The sequence below is a fragment of the Ruegeria sp. CK1 genome, from assembly GCF_056536545.1.
Genome location: NZ_JBQFPX010000002.1, coordinates 383120 through 401899 on the forward strand (window position 1 = coordinate 383120; position 18780 = coordinate 401899).

The window sequence follows — 18780 nt, forward strand, 5'->3', positions numbered from 1 at the left end:
CCTTTTGGCTACATGAGTCCCAAGCCACGTGGCATTTCACTTGGACAAACGGGTCCAGGTCTGATGCCCACAGATCGCATGCTCACAGCCACGCACCGTCAGAGAATTTCCGCTTAACGTCATCTGCGGCGCGACATCGACATTGACCAGCGGTATCCACAAATCGCCGCCGCCATACTTGCCGCCCCCTTCGCTGGCCACGTCCCAGAATAGCTGTTTACCAATATTGGGGGTCTTCACCTCTTTTCCCGACTGATCATAGGCAGACTGTACCAGACCGCAAAACTTGTCCCCACACGCTGAAATCTTGATGTGCGAGATCAGGTTTTTACGATCCGGTTCAGTCTGCCAGACACCCACAATGGGGTCAGCAAACACAGCGACGGGTACCAAAACAGTCAGCACTGCAGGGAAAACGGCGTTTTTTAGCAATCTAATCATCAAACCAATTCCTTCGTCGAACCCGAAGCATTGTACCACACAATTGGGCGCGAACCGGTATCGGTTCAGGCCGCCTGCGCGTCTGCTTGCTGGCGGTTCCACAATTGAGCATATCGACCGTCGCGTTTCAGCAGTTCTTCGTGCGTGCCCTGTTCAAGGATTTCACCCTGTTCCAACACGACGATTCGATCTGCTTCAGCTATAGTACTAAGCCTGTGTGCGATGGTCAGAACCGTGCGCCCCTCACCTGCCCGCGCCAAGGCGTCCTTGATGTCTTGCTCGGTATCAGTGTCCAGCGCTGAGGTCGCCTCGTCCAACAACAGGATCGGCGGGTTTTTGAGCAGGGTGCGTGCGATTCCAACCCTTTGCTTCTCGCCACCCGAAAGCTTTAGTCCACGCTCACCAACCTTGGTGTCGTAGCCTTCGGGCAAGGTCGCAATGAAATCGTGTATCTGGGCGGCCTTAGCGGCTTCTTCAACCTCTTCCTGTGAGGCGCCGTCGCGGCCATAGGCGATGTTGTAGCGAATAGTATCGTTGAACAGCACCGTATCCTGCGGAACCACTCCGATTGCAGCATGCAAGCTATTCAATGTTACGTCGCGTACATCCTGCCCATCGATTTTCAGCGCGCCGCCCGTGACGTCGTAGAAACGAAAGAGCAGCCGCCCGATTGTGGACTTTCCGGAACCGGTTGCCCCTACAATCGCCACAGTTTGACCCGCCGGAACAGTCAGAGAAACACCCTTGAGGATTTCCCGATCCGCATCGTAACCGAAGTGCACGTTGTCCAACGACACTTCGCCACCATTAACAACAATATCTGGCGCGCCGGGCTTATCAGTAACTTCGGACGGTTGTTCCAAAAGGTCAAACATCTGGCCCATGTCCACCAACGACTGGCGGATTTCACGGTACACCGTGCCCAAAAAGTTCAACGGCACCGTAATTTGGATCATGTAGGCGTTGACCATGACGAAATCGCCGACGGTTAGCGTACCGTTCTGCACCCCGATGGCGGCCAGAACCATCACACCGATCAGGCCGCACGTTATCAGGAAGGACTGACCAAAATTCAGGAAAGCCAGTGAATAAGCCGTTTTCAAAGCCGCCCCAGCATAAGCTTTCATTGACACATCGTATCGTTCAGCTTCGCGCTGTTCCGCATTGAAATACTTGACAGTTTCAAAGTTCAGCAGGCTGTCAATTGCCCGCTGGTTGGCCTCGGTATCTTGATCGTTCATCTCGCGCCGCAGCTTCACGCGCCACTCAGTGACGGCAAAGGTAAACCAGATATAGAGCGCTATGGTCACCGCCACGACGACCAGATACCAGACGTCGAACAACCACATCAGGATGATCGAGATTAACAGAAGCTCAAGGATCAGCGGCCCAATCGAGAACAGAAGAAACCGCAATAGGAAATCCACACCCTTAACACCCCGCTCGATAATTCGGCTGAGGCCACCGGTGCGACGTGTCACGTGGTAGCGCATCGATAGTTGATGGATGTGTTGGAAGGTTTCCAGCGCCAATGCGCGCAAGGCTCTTTGACCCACCGGCGCAAAGGCGGCGTCGCGTAACTGTTGGAATCCGACAGTCATCATTCGCGCCACGCCATACGCAACAGTAAGCCCGATGGCGCCCAACACCAGTGGCGGCACGCCTTCGCCTGCCAATGAGTCGACAGCTCCTTTGTAAAGAATTGGCGTGTAGACAGCGATCAGCTTGGCGAGCACCAACATCCCCAGCGCGATCACGACACGGCGCTTTACCCAAGGTTCATCGTCGGGCCAAAGGTAAGGCGTAACCTTGCGGATCGTCCGCCAGCCAGAGCGGCGCTCATCAGTTTGGGGCATATCGTCCGAATGCTTCGGGGCCAGTCGTCTCATCACGTACCTGTTCTGCGGTCAGAGATAGCCCCTGCCCCAATAAGGGCCAGAGGCAAATGATTACTCTGGGATTGTAAAGATCTGACCGGGATAGATCAGGTCCGGATCGCGGATCGCTTCCCGATTGGCTTCGAACAGCTTCACATAAAGGACACCGTCGCCGAAACGTTCGCGAGATATAGCCCAAAGCGTGTCGCCCTCTTGCACCGTCACCGAGCGGATCGACACGTCATCTGGGTCCAACTCTGGCTCATTGCTTGCCTCAGCGGCGCGCAAAACCTCTAGCGGCTCGCGCTTGAACGGAGTTTCAAGACGACTTACCACGGTGCCGTCCGATGCAACCTCGTCCACGCGCAGTGTATAAACTCCGGGTTCGATCCCTTCGATTTCGCTGCGCCATTGGCCATCTTCAGTCGGGGAAAGATCGTCCACCAACTGGTTATCCAGATAAAGTCGCACGACGGAACCATCTGGCACACGGCCCGTCAGTTCAACATCGCCAGCATCCGAGTAGCCGATTGTGTCTAAAGCGATTTCTTCAGGTATTTGCGGTTGCGCGGTCCGGGATTGCACAAGCTCAACACCATCCTCGCCCGACCTCAGAACTGCAACCTGTTGGTTCTGGGTATCCTCGGCGGCATCTTGGGGTGTAGATTGATCAGGTGCATCGACTTGATCCTTGGTCTGATCTTGCTCAGCCGCAGCAACATCTGTTTCAGAGCTAGGATCGTCAGCTGTATCATCGTCGGTTATCGCGTTTTCCGCTGGCTCTGGCGTGGGCAGCGCCGCAATCACATAGTCATCCGAGCGCACTTGCTCATCGCCCTGCGTTTCCAAGGTTAGCCCTCGCGCGTCATCAGAAAACGGGATTGAAACGAATTCAGCGAATTGACCGCTTGGATCAACCGTAAAGCTATGAACAGGTTCCCCGTCCAGCAACACGTTCAGCTCTGTCCCCGGTTCAGCTGAGCCGGAAAGAACCGCATTACCATCCGGCTCTACAAATATTTGATCCAACGTAGGTGCCACCTGCGGTGCGGTCTCTACTGCCACCTTGTTGTTACTTTCAGATGCCTCGGATTGGGCTGCACTCTCGGCGGGTTGGTCAGCCGGTTCAGACGCCGACGCATCGTCCTCGGATTGAACTGCGACATCTGTCTGTGACACTGGGTCTTCCGGTGCACTTCCGAAAACGCCGGCAAAGTACAATCCGCCCGCTCCAACTAAAACAGCTATACCCGCTATCACACCCCAAAAGAGAGAACCAAAGCTTCCACTTCCAGACTCGGCGTTCATTCTTTTCCTTTCACTCCGCAGCGCAAGTGCTTTGCGTATAACACATTCTGCCTGACGGTTGAGCCAATCTATCAATCCCGCTATCAGGGGTCAAAACCCCTGGCACAACCCCGGAGAGCGGTTCCGATGATTCAGAAATCTGTTTGTGTGTATTGCGGGTCACGCAATGGCGCTAATTCCGGCTATTCCGAAGCTGCAAGCACATTCGGAACGTTGCTGGCCCAGCAAGGCTGGCGACTGGTCTACGGTGCCGGAGATGTGGGGCTTATGGGTGAAGTCGCGCGCGCTGCGCAGTCTGCCGGAGGCGATACTTTCGGTGTGATCCCTGTACATCTGTTGCAGCGTGAAGTCGGCAAAACCGACCTGACCCATTTCGTCATCACTGAAACGATGCATGAACGCAAAAAGGTCATGATCATGAATGCGGATGCGGTCGTTGTCCTTCCGGGTGGCCCTGGGTCGCTGGACGAGTTGTTCGAGGCCCTGACCTGGCGGCAGCTGGGCCTTCATGACAAACCAATTCTGGTGATGAATGTCGATGGATATTGGGATGCGCTGCATGAATTGCTGCAACAGGTCATAGGTCAGGGATTTGCTGATGACTCGTTAGCGGATTTCATCACTTGGGTAAAAGACCCTGCACAAGCTATGTCCACATTGCGCCAGTTTTTGGCCTAGAAGGTAGTAGGGCGACCCACGGGGCCGCCCTAAAGCGTTAAACTGCCTGAGCAGCGGGATTCAGACGATTAGTCAGTAGTTTTTCCACCTTGTGGATCGGATGATTGGTCAAGGTTTTATCAACCTCCGCTACGACCTTAGCCAAAACCTCGCTGTGAAGTCGCCGCCGCAACAGCCCCAGAACATGAGGACTGGCAACCAGAACAAGCCGGTTAAATGCCCCTTTCAATCCCTTGCGATTCAAAAGATTGGCAACGTCCTGCACAAACAAGGATTTCGCGTGGGTTTTCCAATTCGGTTCTTCAACAGCCGATTTCTGGTTCGGTCCAGTATCAAATCGTCGTCCAGCTCGGTCAGTAGGTCGGACAGACGCGTCCTGTTCCTCGACCGAGACAACAACTAGATTGGGGTCTTCGGCATCGGTGATGTTTTCAACAAACAACGCCTTTTCCCCATCAGCAATCACAACCCAAGTTCCCTGTTCAAGTGCAACCATCGTGCTCTCCTGTTATGGCTTCAGTGGCCATCCCTCTTCCATTAGACAAAGCTCAACCCGAGCGCGCCTGCTGGTGCATGACGCGTTGCCTAAATGGTTTCTTTTTGATTAGCGGTTCTCTCCCTCCGCCTCACCTAAGGTAAGCATTGTGGGGCAACGTACAATCCCGTCTCATGATGAAACTTTTTTCATCGGCGGGTTTTTTCCTGTCAGGCTGACAGTTCTATCATGGTGATCTCAGGGGTAACACCAAACCGCACGGGCAAAATTGAACATCCGATGCCACCCGATACCACCAGATCACGCCCGCCTTCGCGCACATGCCCATAAGCGTACCGGTTGCCAAACCGGGACGGCACGACCGGCGACCAGCCAAGCACGCGAATCTGACCGCCGTGTGTATGACCAGAAAGGGTTAGCGCCACTCGGTTCGGGATTTCGGGGAAAATATCTGGTTCGTGCGCCATCATCACCACCGGCGCGTCATCGGTGATCTGTGCCAGCGTACCTGGCAGGTCATCTAACCCCCGAAATCGCCCCCCACCCTGAGCAATCGCAAGCTGATCCTCTAGCCCGGCCAGCCAAATGCCGGGGCCGTCCAGCTTAACGGCTTGGTTCGAGAGCACAGTAATTCCGTTCTGCTGTAAGACATCAGCGTACAGATTTGGGCCGCCGCCTCGTTTCTGCGCCGACAGGTCATCCCACCAGTCATGATTGCCCAACACTGCAAAAACACCATGTTTAGCTTGCAATCCAGCCAACACTGGCGCCAGGTCAGCGATATTCACGGTCTGCGAGACGAATTTGTGTCCGGCCGCATAATCCCCCAACAGTAATACCAGATCAGGGCCCAGCGCATTCGTACGTCTTATGGCCTGCCTAATACGGTCCAGCCCAACATGCGGTTCCCCAACATGCAAGTCAGCCAAAACAGCGATACGCAATGGCGCGGCGGACCAGTCCGCGCGTTTCAGACGCCACTTGCGTACACGCAGCCGCAGCGCAGGTTCGATGAAAAAGCCGTATGCGGCAGCAAAAAGGCCTGCCAGCGTTATCGCCAGCAGGCCCTTTATGAACCCTCTTCGGGTCAATGATTACATCCGCGATGCAACGTTTTCCCAGTTCACCAGATTGTCGAGGAAGTTCGACAGGTAAGCCGGGCGCTTATTGCGGAAGTCAATGTAGTACGAGTGCTCCCATACGTCACAGCCCAGCAAAGCGGTCTGACCAAAGCACAGCGGGTTCACGCCGTTCTCGGTCTTGGTCACGGCCAGCGAACCATCAGCGTTCTTGACCAGCCACGCCCAGCCCGAGCCGAACTGACCAGCACCAGCGGCGCTGAACTGCGATTTGAACTCGTCAACCGAGCCGAAACTTTCAGTCAGAGCCTTCTCCAGCTCACCAGGCATGGCGTTGCCGCCGGGGCCCATCATTTCCCAGAATTGGTTGTGGTTCCACAGCTGGCTGATGTTGTTGAAGATACCGTTCTGCGCGACGGCATTTGCGTCGTAGGTGCCAACGATGATCTCTTCCAGCGACTTGCCGTCCCATTCGGTTCCCGCAATCAGCTTGTTGCCGTTGTCGACATAGGCTTTGTGGTGCAGGTCGTGGTGATATTCCAGCGTTTCCGCGGACATACCCTTGGCTGCCAGCGCATCATGTGCATAAGGAAGATCAGGAAGTTCAAAAGCCATCTCGGCCCCCTGTTAAATAAAAGTTGCGGTTCCCATGGGTTAAATGCTTTGGCAGCCGCCGCAGGTCAAGGGGCGAGACAAGAAAACCCGGAGGTCCGCGATGCTGACACAGGCGCGCAAGATGTTTTACCGCGCCCGCGGATACTATGCAGGCAACCTAAACGGAGAGCCGTTTCGCCTGGACCCCTATCACTCAAAGTTCTGGCGCAAAGCGTCGGCGGGCAATTGGGAGCCGGAGACCTTCGCCGTGCTGGACAGATATCTTTCTCCCGACAGCGACTACCTCGACATCGGAGCTTGGATCGGCCCCACCGTCCTCTATGGTGCCCGTAAGGCACGCCATGTTTGGTGCTTCGAGCCCGACCCAACCGCATTCCGCCATCTGGCGTGGAACCTGGAGTTGAACGACGTACGCAACGTCTCGGCCTTTGGAGTGGCGCTGTCCGATCAGTTTGGCGTGGCCCGCCTGGCATCGGTACGAGGCGAGCCGGGTGATTCCACCAGTTCTCTGCTGCATGACGGAGCACACGGCACCGACGCGTTGACTATAGCGTGGGACCAGTTTGAGGCCGCGAATGATCTGTCCCACGTGTCGCTCGTTAAGATGGATATCGAAGGGGCAGAGTTTTTTGTCCTGCCAACGCTTTTAAAGTGGTTGCGGGCTATCCAACCAACGCTGTTGCTGTCACTACACTCTCCGCTGCTTTCAATTCAGGAAAGACATCAACGACTGAGCGACCTCTTGAACCAAGTAGGATTCTATTCAAACATTTGCGACGACAATTTGCAGCCTATCAGGGCTGAGGCATTGCTAAACCCAGAGGCGCTAGCAAGCTTTCAAACAATTCTTCTTAAAAAATAGAAAACTTCTCAAAAAATTCCCGCAAAACGTGTATGGATTATTGAAACATTTAACGGGCTCAATGCACACTTCGCGTCGAACACAAAAAGAAACAGTATCAAATGAAACGTCTAATTTTGGCTTTAGCAACCATATTTGTTGCTCAAAGTGCAGTTGCCGATTTTATCCAATATGAGTGCATAATAGACAGGCGCACAAACTATGGCTGGATTACGAAACAGTATTATATCGCTGTCGATCCCACGAATGGGCTCGCTGGGGTTAAAAACTACTTGAACGGAGAAGTGCCAGCGGATGTAAAAATCGACAAGAAACAAAGATATCAACTGTCATGGGAAACAGATACCGATGCGGGCCGTTACGGTGAATTGCGAGTGTATTATTCAGCGCGTCTAGATCCGAAAACTCTGAATTTCAAAGTCAGAGGACGGTTCGCGACCGTAAGCTTTTCGGATCGTCCCAAAGGAACGGGTAAATGCCATCTCAGAAGCTAAAGAACGACCCCAGCGCTCTGGGGTCGCTTCAGTTTCATTTGCCTTCTGGCTTCAATACACCCCGACCTCACTGCCCGGCTGCGCCGCAACCTTCAGCAGATTGAAGACATAATCCGCCGCCGACCTGAAACAGACGACTCGGAAAGTTTCGGTGTCTTCCATCCAAAACGCACCAGCTACTTGCGCCAGGCGCGAGCGGCGGATTTGACCGGGCTTGAACGCCTCAGCCGAAAGCTCGACCGGAGCCAGTTTGCCCAACACTTCGCGTGCGCTGGCACCCGAAATGTTAAACACCGCTCGTGCGTCCGAGACATTTACGGCCAGGGCATGAGTGCCGCTAAGAGCGTTGGTCATTGCTGCTAGCTTCGCCTCGACCTCGGCATAAGGCACCAGCACCAGCAGTTCGTCGGTCGACATCCAACAAACGCCGGTATCGCCGTTGACCAAGGCTTCACGCTGACCGGGCACTTTTTGCCCGGTCGCATCCTTGACGGCCTTGGCCAGTACCTTGTCGGACAGGTCACCACGCAGGGTGATCATGCCTTGCAGGCCGCAATCTTCGACCTTGGCGATACCGTCATAGCTGGCGTGGTTCAGTGCACTGATGGGTTCAGACATTCTGCTTCTCCCCGTCTTTGTCATAGAAGATCGGGTCAACGATCTTGGCTTTGTAGGTTTTGCCGTCGGTGCCCGGGAACTCGACAATCTCACCCATGCGATCAGGGCCATGCTTGATCAGCCCCATGGCGATACCGCGGTCCAAATTGGCCGAGTAATAGGTCGAGGTTACCCGTCCGATCATGTTGCGCTGACCGTTGGCGTTGACGCCCTCGCCGACTGCGTAAGCCCCGTCGGGGATGACAGAACCATCCACAGTCTCAAGACCCACCAATTTCCAGCGGTCGGGATCGGCCATATGCGTGCGCGAATGAGCGCGTTTGCCGAGGTAGTCTTCCTTCTTTTTGGACAGCGCCCAGTGCAGCCCCAGATCCTGCGGGATCACGGTGCCGTCGGTTTCGTCCCCGATCATGATAAAGCCTTTTTCGGCCCGCAGGATGTGCAGACATTCGGTGCCGTAGGGCATTACACCGAACTCTTTGCCTGCCTCCATCAAGGCGTCCCAGAAAGCCTGACCTTGGCTGGCAGGAACGGCGATTTCATAGGACAGCTCACCCGAGAACGAGATGCGATAGGCACGGCAATCAAAGTCGCCGATCTTGCCATCACGCCATTCCATGAACGGTAGTGCCTCTTTACTGACATCCATGCCGCCGAGTTTCTCGAGTACCTTGCGGGCGTTAGGGCCAACCACAGCGACCTGAGCGTACTGTTCGGTCACGTTGGCGACGTAGACTTTCCAGTCCCACCACTCGGTTTGCAGCCATTCTTCCATGTGGCCATGGATGCGTTCCGCTCCGCCGGTGGTTGTGTGACAAAGCCATGTATCCTCGTCGATCCGGGCGACAACGCCGTCATCTATCAGGAAACCGTTTTCCGAGCACATCAGACCATAGCGACATTTACCAACCTTCAGCGTGGACATCATGTTAGTGTACAGCATGTCCAGGAACTTACCGGCATCCGGCCCTTTGACGATAAGCTTGCCAAGGGTCGAGGCATCCAGCAGGCCGAGGTTTTCACGAGTGTTCTTCACCTCGCGGTTCACCGCGTCATGCACGGATTCACCGGGGCGGACATAGGCGTAGGTTCGGCGCCAATGCCCGACCGGCTCCCAATCTGCACCGTTCTTGTCGTGCCAGTCGTGCATCGGGGTCCGACGGATCGGCTGGAACACTTCACCTCGCGCTTCACCTCCAATCGCACCCATCGAGATAGGTGTGTAAGGGGGACGGAACGTGGTGGTGCCCACCTTGGGTATTTCCGCATCCAGCGCATCAGCAAGAATTGCCAAGCCGTTGATGTTGCTCAACTTACCCTGATCGGTTGCCATACCCAGCGTAGTGTAACGTTTTGTGTGTTCAACGCTTTCGTAACCTTCTCGGGCGGCCAGTTGAACGTCAGAGACTTTAACGTCGTTCTGGAAATCCAACCAAGATTTCATGCGCAGCCCGACTTCGGCATTGGCAGGCATCAACCAAACCGGCTCCATCGCCGCCTCAACCGTAACCTCACCCTGCGGTGCCTTAGTGTTCTTAGGTTTAAAACCTGCTGCTTTTGCTGCGGCTTTACCTGCTGCATGGGCATCAGTCAGAACTTCACCCAAAGTTAGCGGGCCATTCGAAGACCCCGCCGCCAAGACAAACCCTTCGCCATCCGCACCCAGAGGCGGGCGTGACGGATCAGGACGGAAATGTGCGTTCGCCTCATCCCAGATCAGTTTGCCACCGCAATGCGACCACATGTGTACGACCGGAGACCAGCCGCCCGACATGGCGACCGCATCGGCTTCGACCTCTTCACGGGCGCCGCCGATACCTTCCTGGTTGCAGATCGCAACTTTCTTGACGCGCTTGCCGCCTTTAACTTTGGCGACGGCTTTTCCGGGATCGACCCGGATGCCCAATTCGCGCGCCTCGTCGGCCAGACGCCCCGCAGCTGGGCGCGCGTCGATGATACGCAGAACGTCCACACCGGCTTGTTTCAGAATGATCGCGGTGCGGTAGGCGTCATCATTGTTGGTGGCCACGATCACGCGTTCGCCCGGAGTAACGCCCCAGTTCACGACATAATCGCGCATGGCCGAGGCCAGCATCACACCCGGTACGTCATTGCCTGCGAAGGACAATGGTCGCTCAATCGCTCCAGTCGCGGTCACGACCTGTTTGGCGCGGATGCGCCACAGGCGATGGCGCGGGCCTTGCGTGCCCGGTTTGTGATCGGTCAGGCGTTCATAACCCAACACATAGCCGTGGTCGTAAACGCCCGCGCCCATGCAACGGTTGCGCATGGTGACGTTTTCCATAGCTTCAAGTTCGGAAACCAATTTCTCCACGAACTTATCCACAGAGTTACCATCAACCGTGCCACCATCTACCGGAGCACGTCCGCCCCAGTGCGCGGTTTGTTCGATAAGCAGAACCTTGGCGCCGGACTGCGCCGCCGCTTTCGCAGCTTGAAGTCCTGCAACACCGCCGCCAATCACGAGCACGTCCGTGAATGCGTAGAAGTGTTCATAGGTGTCAGCGTCGCGGCTTTCTTTGTCCGGCGCTTTACCAAGCCCCGCCGATTGCCGGATAAACGGCTCGTAGACGTGTTTCCAGAACGGTTTTGGATGAATAAACGTCTTGTAGTAGAAACCAGCCGGCAGAAACCGGGCCAGCGCCGTGTTCACTGCGCCAATGTCGAATTCCAGATTCGGCCAGTGGTTCTGTGAGATTGAGGTCATACCATTGAACAGTTCGGTTGTGGTCGCACGCTGGTTCGGCTCAAACCGGTTGCCCTGCCCTAGTCCGACCAGTGCGTTCGGCTCTTCCGCGCCACTGGCGACCACGCCACGAGGACGGTGATATTTGAACGACCGGCCCATCATCATCTGATCATTGGCCAACAGGGCCGAGGCGAGCGTATCGCCCTCGTACCCCTGCATAGAGGTGCCGTTGAAGCTGAAGTTAACCGGTTTCGACCGGTCAATCAGCCGACCTTGTTTTGCGAGACGGGTGCTCATGGTGCGGACCTTTCGCAGACGGAATTACAGATGGCGGCGCGGATCATTCGTATTCTCTCCACGACCAGCCAGGGCGCTTTGCAGTGATCGCGTCCTTGATTTCTTGCGGCGGCTCAGTGGTTTGGGCGGAATACGTTCCGAAAACCTCGAGCGTCTGAGTGCAGCGTGCGACATGGAACCACTTGCCACAGCCATTGCTGTGACGCCAACGTTCGAAGTGAACGCCTTTGGGGTTTTCACGCATGAACAGGTAGTCGTGGAATTCATCGTCCGACGATCCAGGACCGTAGCGCTTGAGGTGTGCTTCGCCACCAGCGGCCAGTTCGGTTTCTTCGGCATCAACGCCGCAATAGGGGCAGGTCAGGACTAGCATTTTTCATCCTTTTGGCGGTTGGTCGGCAACAAGGCCGACCTGAATTCTGTTAGCTGGAAGCCTCGAGCGGCGTTGTCAGTGTGCCACCCCAGCGGCGACGCTTTCGTCGATAAACCGGCCTTCTTTAAAGCGGTCCAGCGAGAAGGCTTCAGTCAGGGGCGAATGGCCCGTAGCCATCAGTTGCGCCATCCCCCAACCCGAGCCAGGAATAGCCTTGAAGCCACCGGTACCCCAGCCGCAGTTAATAAAGCAGTTGCCCAGAGGCGTTGTAGACAAGATGGGCGAGCGGTCGCCGGTCATGTCGACGATCCCACCCCACTGGCGTAGCATCTTCAGGCGCGAGATCATCGGGAAGGTTTCGACCAGTGCTCGCACAGTTTCCTCGATGTGGTGGAAGCTGCCGCGCTGGGTGTAGTTGTTGAATGCATCGGTGCCCCCACCGATCACCATCTCGCCCTTGTCGGACTGAGACATATAACCGTGCACAGTGTTGGCCATCACGACCACATCCATGCAGGGTTTGATCGGCTCGGACACCAAGGCTTGCAAGGCGATCGCCTCAAGCGGCAGACGGAAGCCCGCCATCTCGGCCAACTGGCCGGAATGGCCCGCGACCACGATACCCAGCTTCTCGCAGTCAATCGAACCTTTGGTGGTATCGACTCCGACGACACGGCCATTCTCGGACCGGACACCTTTGACTTCACACTGCTGGATGATGTCCATACCCATCGCGGAACAGGCGCGCGCATAGCCCCAAGCCACCGCATCGTGCCGTGCTGTTCCTCCGCGCTCTTGCCACAGGGCACCAAGTACCGGATAGCGCGGGCCATCCAGGTTAATGATCGGCACCAGCTGCTTCACCCGCTCGGGTGTAATCCATTCGGTTTTGACCCCTTGCAGAGCGTTGGCGTGCGCCGTCCGCTGGTAGCCACGGATTTCGTGCTGGGTCTGCGCCAGCATCATCACACCGCGGGGGCTGAACATGATATTGTAGTTCAGTTCCTGACTCAGATCTTCATACAGACTGCGTGCTTTTTCATACATCGCCGCCGACGGATCCTGCAGATAGTTCGACCGGATAATGGTCGTGTTCCGGCCGGTGTTACCACCGCCCAACCAGCCTTTTTCGATAACGGCAACGTTCTGGATGCCGTAGTTCTTACCTAGGTAATACGCCGTAGCCAAACCATGGCCGCCAGCACCCACGATGATGACGTCGTATTTCTTTTTTGGTTCGGGCGAACGCCACGCGCGCTCCCATCCGGTGTGATAGCGCAGGGCCTCCCGCGCCACAGCAAAGGCTGAATAGTGTTTCATAGGCGAATCCATCCGGTTCGGTGATTGGCGCAGGTATGCCGTGTAGGATCAGTTTAACCCTGCCGCACAGCGCCACAATATCGAACTATTGCGACATGGGGTCCATTATTGCGAGATGTTGAGCCCTAGCGGCCATTTGTCCCTTTTTTCGACCCGCTGAGGGGTCTAAGTCAGGACATCCACAACGGAGATACGATGTCGTTCCTGGTCGTGACACTTATTAGCGCTCTGCTGATCGCATTTATATTGGGCTTTTCCTTGCTGCGTGGTCGCAAAACTCGAGAGCCCGCAGCGGCCTATGACCTGCGCGTCTATCGCGAGCAGCTGGCGAGCGTGGATCGGGATTTGGCTCGCGGTGTCATTGGTGATGCTGACGCGGACCGCGTGCGAACAGAAATCTCGCGCCGCATACTGGCCGCTGACGCACAGATGCAAGCAGGTACCGAACAATCCGGGCCACCTCGCTGGGCTACAGTTGCGGCCTTTACCGCTATTGCTATGATAGTGGTGGGTGGCGCCGTTGGGATGTATCGCCAGATGGGCGCAGCCGGACTACCCGACCAACCACTGACGCAGCGCCTAGAACAGGCCGAGATTCTACGCGCCGAACGCCCCACCCAAGCCGAGGCGGAAGCGAATGCGCCACCTACGCAATTGCCACAACTGGATGAAAGTTACGCCAATCTTCTAAACCAGTTGCGCGACACAGTTGCAGCGCGCCCAGACGACCTTCAAGGTCATATACTTTTGGCGCAGCACGAGGCGAACGCGGGCAACTTTCCCGCCGCGTATCAAGCGCAACAGCGTGTGATAGAACTGTCTGGCGATGCCGCCCCAGCAGATGCCTATTCGCATCTTGCCGAGATGATGATCCTGTCCGTCGGTGGTTATGTCTCACCCGAAGCAGAAGAAGCACTGCGTCAGACATTGCAACGCGATCCGCGACACGGGCCAGCGCGATATTATCTGGGGCAGATGATGGTGCAAGTTGGGCGGCCGGACATTGGATATCGCATTTGGGTTGATACTCTCCGTGATGCCCCTGCCGGTGCGCCTTGGAGTGACGCGATCCGCGCGCAGCTGGATGAACTGGCCTTCCGCGCCGGTGTGTTCAACGCACCTAACATCCCAGCCGCGCCAGGACCTAGTCAGGATGACATTGACGCCGCCGCCGCACTGACCCCAGAAGAGCGCCAAGAGATGATCAAAGGCATGGTCAACCAGTTGTCCGATCGGTTGGCCACCGAAGGCGGCCCGCCCGAAGATTGGGCCCGCCTTATCAACGCTCTGGGTGTTCTGGGCGAAGGCCAGCGAGCAATCGACATAAAGAACGAGGCCATGGAAGTGTTTTCTGGAAACGCTGAGGCACTGGAAATCATCGACGCCGCCGCGTTGCAGGCCGGAATCGCGCAATGATTTACGAAGAATTAGAAGAATTCGCTGTTGCCCTACCGCCAATGACCGCCCTGATGGGTCTGGACTTAGGCGAAAAAACCATCGGTGTCGCCGTATCAGACCGGATGCGTGGCGTGGCCAGCCCTTTGGAAACCGTGCGCCGCAAAAAATTCACTCTGGATTCTGCTCGGTTGCTCGAAATCATTGCTGACCGCGAGATCGGCGGGATCATTCTGGGCCTACCCAAAAACATGGACGGCACCGAAGGTCCCCGCTGTCAGTCGACCCGTGCATTTGCGCGAAATCTGTCGCGTCTGACCGAAGTTTCCATTGGTTTCTGGGACGAACGCCTAAGCACAGTTGCGGCTGAAAAGGCACTGCTTGAGGCGGATACGACACGAAAACGTCGCGGACAGGTTATCGATCACGTTGCGGCTGGCTATATTCTGCAGGGAGCGCTGGATAGGCTGCGCTTTCTCTAGTTGCGACGGGATACGGCAATGACGAACATGGTTTGGCAGAGGAATGAGGTCGAAAGCCCTTGTGTCCAGATTTGTGTTGTTCACCCGACCGAACGCATCTGCACCGGATGCTATCGCACAATTGACGAGATTTCCCGGTGGTCAAAAATGGACAGCGCCGAGCGTGCAGAGATCATGGAAGACCTACCCTCGCGCGCGCCTCAGCTATCAAAACGACGGGGCGGTCGCGCTGCGCGTCTAAAATAACCTCAGCTCGTTTACTAGAATGTTATCCCTGTGAAGCCTGCGCCGCTGCAGGCCGGTTGGAACTTCGAGGGGGTTAAGTTCGAACTCTTGTGGTGAGTGAGTGGCAGGCCACAGCGGCGCTCTTCGGTATTTGCGCTCTCCAGAAGTGGTAAGCCTGGAGAGCATGCATTGGTTAACGCGTATTTTACCAATTGATCAAGAATTAGAACGCCACTGCGCTACGTTACCTTACGTCAACGTAAAGTCATTACGTAGAATACGGGAACGTTTGCACACTTACCCAGCAGACAACCAAGACTTGGCATTTTCGAACTCATCGGATGCAAAGAACTGAGTTCTCGCACCCAGGATATGGCTGGCCACACGCTGTGCCATATGCTGCCAGGCTTTATCCCCTACTATCGCTGCACGATCCAGCAATCCGACATGCTTTCGAACCAATTGAAAATGCGACGCAAGGGCCGTCAAACCCTGCCACCCGTCAAACTCCCGCAGGTCGATGAGTAAGCGGAAGCTGTCCTTTCCCTCCATCAGATTGTCCAGATCAAGTTCAGCACGCACATATTCTTTAGGGTCCAGCTTTCCCAACAAGCTGATCTGAACGCATGGACCGCCTAGATCAATTATATGAATAGCTCCCAATGACTCACGCATCCAGCGACGCGCGGGTTCCAACTCGGAGAGCTCAAAGACCTGAACAGGGCAAGGAAGAATCGGAGCCGCCAGTCGGACACTGGTCTGAACCCAACCTTGTTCCGCCACCACCGCAATGCGATCAAACCCACGCCAATGGCTTAGGCCCAGCTTCGTATCCGCCCATGCCGCACCTAGGTCGTAGCCCTTGAATTCGGGTTGCACCACGGCAAGCAGACGCACCGTGTCATGATCCGCCAAAGCAGCCTCAATCGCCGGGACTAAAACCTCTCTATAATCGGCGCTGGTCACCTCGCCAGACAACTCGACTTCTAGCAATGCGCCATCGGAATTGGTGTGGACCGTAATCATCTAAAACCCTCCCTATTGTGGAATTTCTCTACCAGAAGTTTTCATCGACCACCCGTCTTCGAATGGCCCCTCCTCAAAGTGCGAAGAGGTTTCACCCCAGTCTACGTTAATGCCAGAGAATCCAATTTTGGCGCCACACGAAGCAGTAAGCATGTTCGCCAGCAATTGTACATCTGGCTCCGGCAGTTGTTCAGTGCTGATAACCAGCGCTGTACTCACTCCAGACAGTTGTGTGCCAAAGACTGCACTTTCATCTACTTGCCTAACTGGAAGAGTTGGATCCTAAAGTGTTTGCGCAAGTGCTTGTGATCCGAATAGCGCCAGGATTAGCGCTGCCGCAAGTGTTCTAAAAGCCAAAAACTACCCCTTATTATTGATCCTTGAATGACGGCATTAAATCCGACGAAGGTTGGGGCCACGCCAACAGAAACGTTAATCGCCCTCGAATTCTTTTGTGAACTCATCGAGGGATAGAACAGGAACTACTGTGTTAACGTTCAGGTCGGTCCAATCATGCAGGAGTTTTCCTAGCGCTGCGGCACTGTCAGCTTCAACTATCGTCCAGCCTTCTAGCTGGCTAACTGCAAACCAGATACCTACAACCCGAGTACCGGGCACATCCACTGCCCCTTCCTTTTCTTTTAGGCGCTTATAGTTCGCGTCTCGGTTTTCCGGGCTTACATTTACATGAACCATAAAAAGCATTTGGGTCTCCAAAAATCTAAATTTGCACCTCTATACTGGTCATACGTTAGATTATGTGGATGATTTGACAAACTCGAAACCCAGTAAACACTCTAAAAGCAGTAGGCCGCTTTCGTTCGCATAACCGCCGTTTGCTCCAAATCATAATAATAGCAGGGGGTTAGGCAGATTCGATCCATTCGGCTACGCCCCCGGGGCATTCGGGGCGGAAATAGGCAATCATTCGACCATCTTCGCCCGCCGATGCACCCTCACTCCAAGGTGCAACTCCGTGCAAACAATGGCGATGCAGCAAGTAAGCCTCACCCGGTTTGGCAGGTAATTCTATTCGCGGGCAGCTTTCGAAGACCTCGCGACGGGCGGCCTGATAAATGTCCGTGATGTCGACTTGATGCAGGTTGTCGCGGTGATGTCCACGCAATGCTCGTTCGAAAGCCTCTCGAAGGATCTTGTGACTGCCCTCCCACAGCACCATCGGGGCAGCGTCGGCGCTCGCGTCGTTTAATGGAATGCCCAAAATCCAAGCATGGGGTTCATCCACGCGTCGTCGTCGATCCGGTCCTGTGGGCCGCAGCCCATCCACGTGGGCGGCATCCCGTTTCAATCGATAACGTCCAGCACTTTCGCTTTCGCCAAGCCGGGGGCGTGGGTAGCCGGGGTAGATCACCGAAACTTGTCCTTTGTGCAGCGGGATTTCTCCATACTGCTCAAAAATGAACTCCATGGCTTTTCCGGACAATGGACCCGAGTGTCCCACCCTTCCCTGCTGGTCGTTGTCCAAGGCATCAACACCGATGAACCACGTACCTTCGCAGTCCAACCATTCGGCATGGGCCGGATCGGTGACCGAAGCGCGTGCCGCAGGCAGGGCATACCCCACCCACTCCGCCAGCTTTGGATCATACGGAAACTTGATCCAACCCTTTTCGTGGAAACCGCTCACAGCCCCACCGCCTTTCGCAACATGTTCAGCGCCACCAGCGTCAGAAACACCGCAAAAACGCGTTTCAACGGCTTGGAATCCATAGCATGGGCGAGCTTTACCCCCCATGGCGCAGTGATCATCGTCATTGCGACGACGATTGCGAAAGCGATCAGATTCACCGCCCCAATTGTTAAAGGTGGGCGGTGTTGCGGAGCGATGCTGAAAAACAGAAAACCCAGCACCGAAGGCACCGCAATGATCACTCCAAACCCCGCCGCCGTTGCAATGGCCCGGTGAATGGGAGTGTTAAACAGGCTCATGAGCGGCACGCCGAAACTGCCCCCTCCAATCCCCATAAGCACGGAAAGAAAACCCACCGATGGAGACAAAACCGCGCGGCGAACACCCTTTGGCATCGCATCACCCAGCCTCCATTCGGATTTACCGAGGCCAATATATGCCCCGATGACCATACCCAGAACTCCGAAGAGCGCTTGCAAAACCTCGGTTCGCAGCGCTGACGCCACCATCACACCGACGATTGCGCCAATGGCGATACCTGGCCCCCAGCCGCGTAAAATATCCCAGTCCACAGCGCCCTTTTTGTTATGCGCCAACACGGACCGCATCGAAGTTACGATAATGGTGGCCAGAGATGTGGCAAGGCACAGCTGCATAAGCTGTGGCCCCCCGTATCCAAGCGTCTGAAAAGCGTGAAAAAAAGCAGGCACAAGAACGATGCCGCCGCCGACTCCCAGCATACCGGCCAGCACACCGGCAAACGCCCCGATCACAAGCAAAAGGCCCAGCATCTGGGCCAACAAAACTGCCTCGGGCATCTTACCCCCATCCCG

The 18780-nt window shown here is 55.7% G+C and carries 20 protein-coding genes; 6 read left to right on the top strand and 14 right to left on the bottom strand.

The annotated features are described in order from the left end of the window. Positions 1–36 precede the first annotated feature (36 nt). The 3 genes from ACR0L3_RS08455 to ACR0L3_RS08465 form a co-directional block, all read right to left on the bottom strand. The gene (locus ACR0L3_RS08455; RefSeq protein ID WP_480745262.1) at positions 37–441 is read right to left on the bottom strand and encodes a DUF2147 domain-containing protein; all 405 of its coding nucleotides are present in this window, start codon (positions 439–441) and stop codon (positions 37–39) included. A gap of 65 nt (positions 442–506) precedes the next feature. Beyond that, complete coding sequence (locus ACR0L3_RS08460; protein ID WP_480745450.1) at positions 507–2297, bottom strand: ABCB family ABC transporter ATP-binding protein/permease; 1791 nt, start codon at positions 2295–2297, stop codon at positions 507–509. Between the two features lie 93 nt (positions 2298–2390). Next, entirely contained in the window at positions 2391–3497 is a 1107-nt protein-coding gene (locus tag ACR0L3_RS08465) for a LysM peptidoglycan-binding domain-containing protein (protein ID WP_480745263.1), read from the bottom strand. A 255-nt stretch (positions 3498–3752) separates the two neighbouring features. Here ACR0L3_RS08465 and ACR0L3_RS08470 point away from each other — a divergent pair, with 255 nt between their 5' ends. Continuing rightward, positions 3753–4304, top strand: coding sequence for an LOG family protein (locus ACR0L3_RS08470; protein WP_480745264.1), 552 nt, complete (start codon positions 3753–3755; stop codon positions 4302–4304). A 37-nt stretch (positions 4305–4341) separates the two neighbouring features. Here the strand turns inward: ACR0L3_RS08470 and ACR0L3_RS08475 are convergent, their stop codons facing one another. The 3 genes from ACR0L3_RS08475 to ACR0L3_RS08485 form a co-directional block, all read right to left on the bottom strand. Further along, positions 4342–4800, bottom strand: a complete 459-nt coding sequence (locus tag ACR0L3_RS08475; RefSeq protein WP_480745265.1) for a host attachment family protein — start codon at positions 4798–4800, stop codon at positions 4342–4344. Positions 4801–5009: 209 nt separating this feature from the next. Beyond that, positions 5010–5891: a metallophosphoesterase gene (locus ACR0L3_RS08480; protein ID WP_480745266.1), complete on the bottom strand. Its 882-nt coding sequence runs from the start codon at positions 5889–5891 to the stop codon at positions 5010–5012. Positions 5892–5894: 3 nt separating this feature from the next. After that, complete coding sequence (locus ACR0L3_RS08485; RefSeq protein WP_113789565.1) at positions 5895–6494, bottom strand: superoxide dismutase; 600 nt, start codon at positions 6492–6494, stop codon at positions 5895–5897. A gap of 100 nt (positions 6495–6594) precedes the next feature. On the opposite strand from ACR0L3_RS08485, the gene ACR0L3_RS08490 reads away from it, so the two are divergent. Both ACR0L3_RS08490 and ACR0L3_RS08495 read left to right on the top strand, forming a co-directional pair. Beyond that, positions 6595–7356 carry an FkbM family methyltransferase gene (locus ACR0L3_RS08490; protein ID WP_480745267.1) on the top strand — a complete coding sequence of 254 codons (762 nt, stop codon included), beginning with the start codon at positions 6595–6597 and terminating at the stop codon, positions 7354–7356. 101 nt (positions 7357–7457) lie between these two features. Next, the gene (locus ACR0L3_RS08495) at positions 7458–7850 is read left to right on the top strand and encodes a hypothetical protein (RefSeq protein WP_480745268.1); all 393 of its coding nucleotides are present in this window, start codon (positions 7458–7460) and stop codon (positions 7848–7850) included. A 51-nt stretch (positions 7851–7901) separates the two neighbouring features. Here the strand turns inward: ACR0L3_RS08495 and ACR0L3_RS08500 are convergent, their stop codons facing one another. From ACR0L3_RS08500 to ACR0L3_RS08515, 4 genes are all read right to left on the bottom strand, one after another. Beyond that, a complete protein-coding gene (locus ACR0L3_RS08500; protein WP_480745269.1) occupies positions 7902–8468 on the bottom strand; it encodes a sarcosine oxidase subunit gamma in 567 nt (188 codons plus the stop codon). Next, positions 8461–11475: a sarcosine oxidase subunit alpha family protein gene (locus ACR0L3_RS08505; protein WP_480745270.1), complete on the bottom strand. Its 3015-nt coding sequence runs from the start codon at positions 11473–11475 to the stop codon at positions 8461–8463. The genes ACR0L3_RS08500 and ACR0L3_RS08505 overlap by 8 nt, the downstream gene beginning before the upstream one ends. Positions 11476–11518: 43 nt before the next feature. Beyond that, a complete protein-coding gene (locus ACR0L3_RS08510; protein ID WP_480745271.1) occupies positions 11519–11848 on the bottom strand; it encodes a sarcosine oxidase subunit delta in 330 nt (109 codons plus the stop codon). A 75-nt stretch (positions 11849–11923) separates the two neighbouring features. Continuing rightward, positions 11924–13168 (bottom strand): sarcosine oxidase subunit beta family protein, encoded by a 1245-nt coding sequence (locus tag ACR0L3_RS08515; RefSeq protein ID WP_480745272.1) that lies wholly within the window; start codon positions 13166–13168, stop codon positions 11924–11926. Between the two features lie 195 nt (positions 13169–13363). On the opposite strand from ACR0L3_RS08515, the gene ccmI reads away from it, so the two are divergent. The 3 genes from ccmI to ACR0L3_RS08530 are packed head-to-tail and all read left to right on the top strand — an operon-like array spanning position 13364 to position 15291. After that, positions 13364–14584: a c-type cytochrome biogenesis protein CcmI gene (ccmI, locus tag ACR0L3_RS08520; RefSeq protein ID WP_480745273.1), complete on the top strand. Its 1221-nt coding sequence runs from the start codon at positions 13364–13366 to the stop codon at positions 14582–14584. After that, a complete protein-coding gene (gene ruvX, locus ACR0L3_RS08525; protein WP_480745274.1) occupies positions 14581–15045 on the top strand; it encodes a Holliday junction resolvase RuvX in 465 nt (154 codons plus the stop codon). Before ccmI ends, ruvX begins: the two co-directional genes overlap by 4 nt. Positions 15046–15063: 18 nt before the next feature. Beyond that, positions 15064–15291 carry a DUF1289 domain-containing protein gene (locus tag ACR0L3_RS08530; RefSeq protein WP_480745275.1) on the top strand — a complete coding sequence of 76 codons (228 nt, stop codon included), beginning with the start codon at positions 15064–15066 and terminating at the stop codon, positions 15289–15291. A gap of 276 nt (positions 15292–15567) precedes the next feature. On the opposite strand, the gene ACR0L3_RS08535 is transcribed toward ACR0L3_RS08530, so the two are convergent. The 4 genes from ACR0L3_RS08535 to ACR0L3_RS08550 form a co-directional block, all read right to left on the bottom strand. Continuing rightward, on the bottom strand, positions 15568–16296 hold the full coding sequence (locus ACR0L3_RS08535) for a SpoIIAA family protein (RefSeq protein WP_480745276.1): 729 nt from the start codon (positions 16294–16296) through the stop codon (positions 15568–15570). Positions 16297–16728: 432 nt separating this feature from the next. Further along, positions 16729–17001, bottom strand: coding sequence for a DUF3303 domain-containing protein (locus tag ACR0L3_RS08540; RefSeq protein ID WP_480745277.1), 273 nt, complete (start codon positions 16999–17001; stop codon positions 16729–16731). Between the two features lie 160 nt (positions 17002–17161). Beyond that, positions 17162–17944 (bottom strand): hypothetical protein, encoded by a 783-nt coding sequence (locus tag ACR0L3_RS08545; RefSeq protein WP_480745278.1) that lies wholly within the window; start codon positions 17942–17944, stop codon positions 17162–17164. Beyond that, positions 17941–18765 (bottom strand): sulfite exporter TauE/SafE family protein, encoded by an 825-nt coding sequence (locus tag ACR0L3_RS08550; protein WP_480745279.1) that lies wholly within the window; start codon positions 18763–18765, stop codon positions 17941–17943. Before ACR0L3_RS08550 ends, ACR0L3_RS08545 begins: the two co-directional genes overlap by 4 nt. Positions 18766–18780 lie beyond the last annotated feature (15 nt).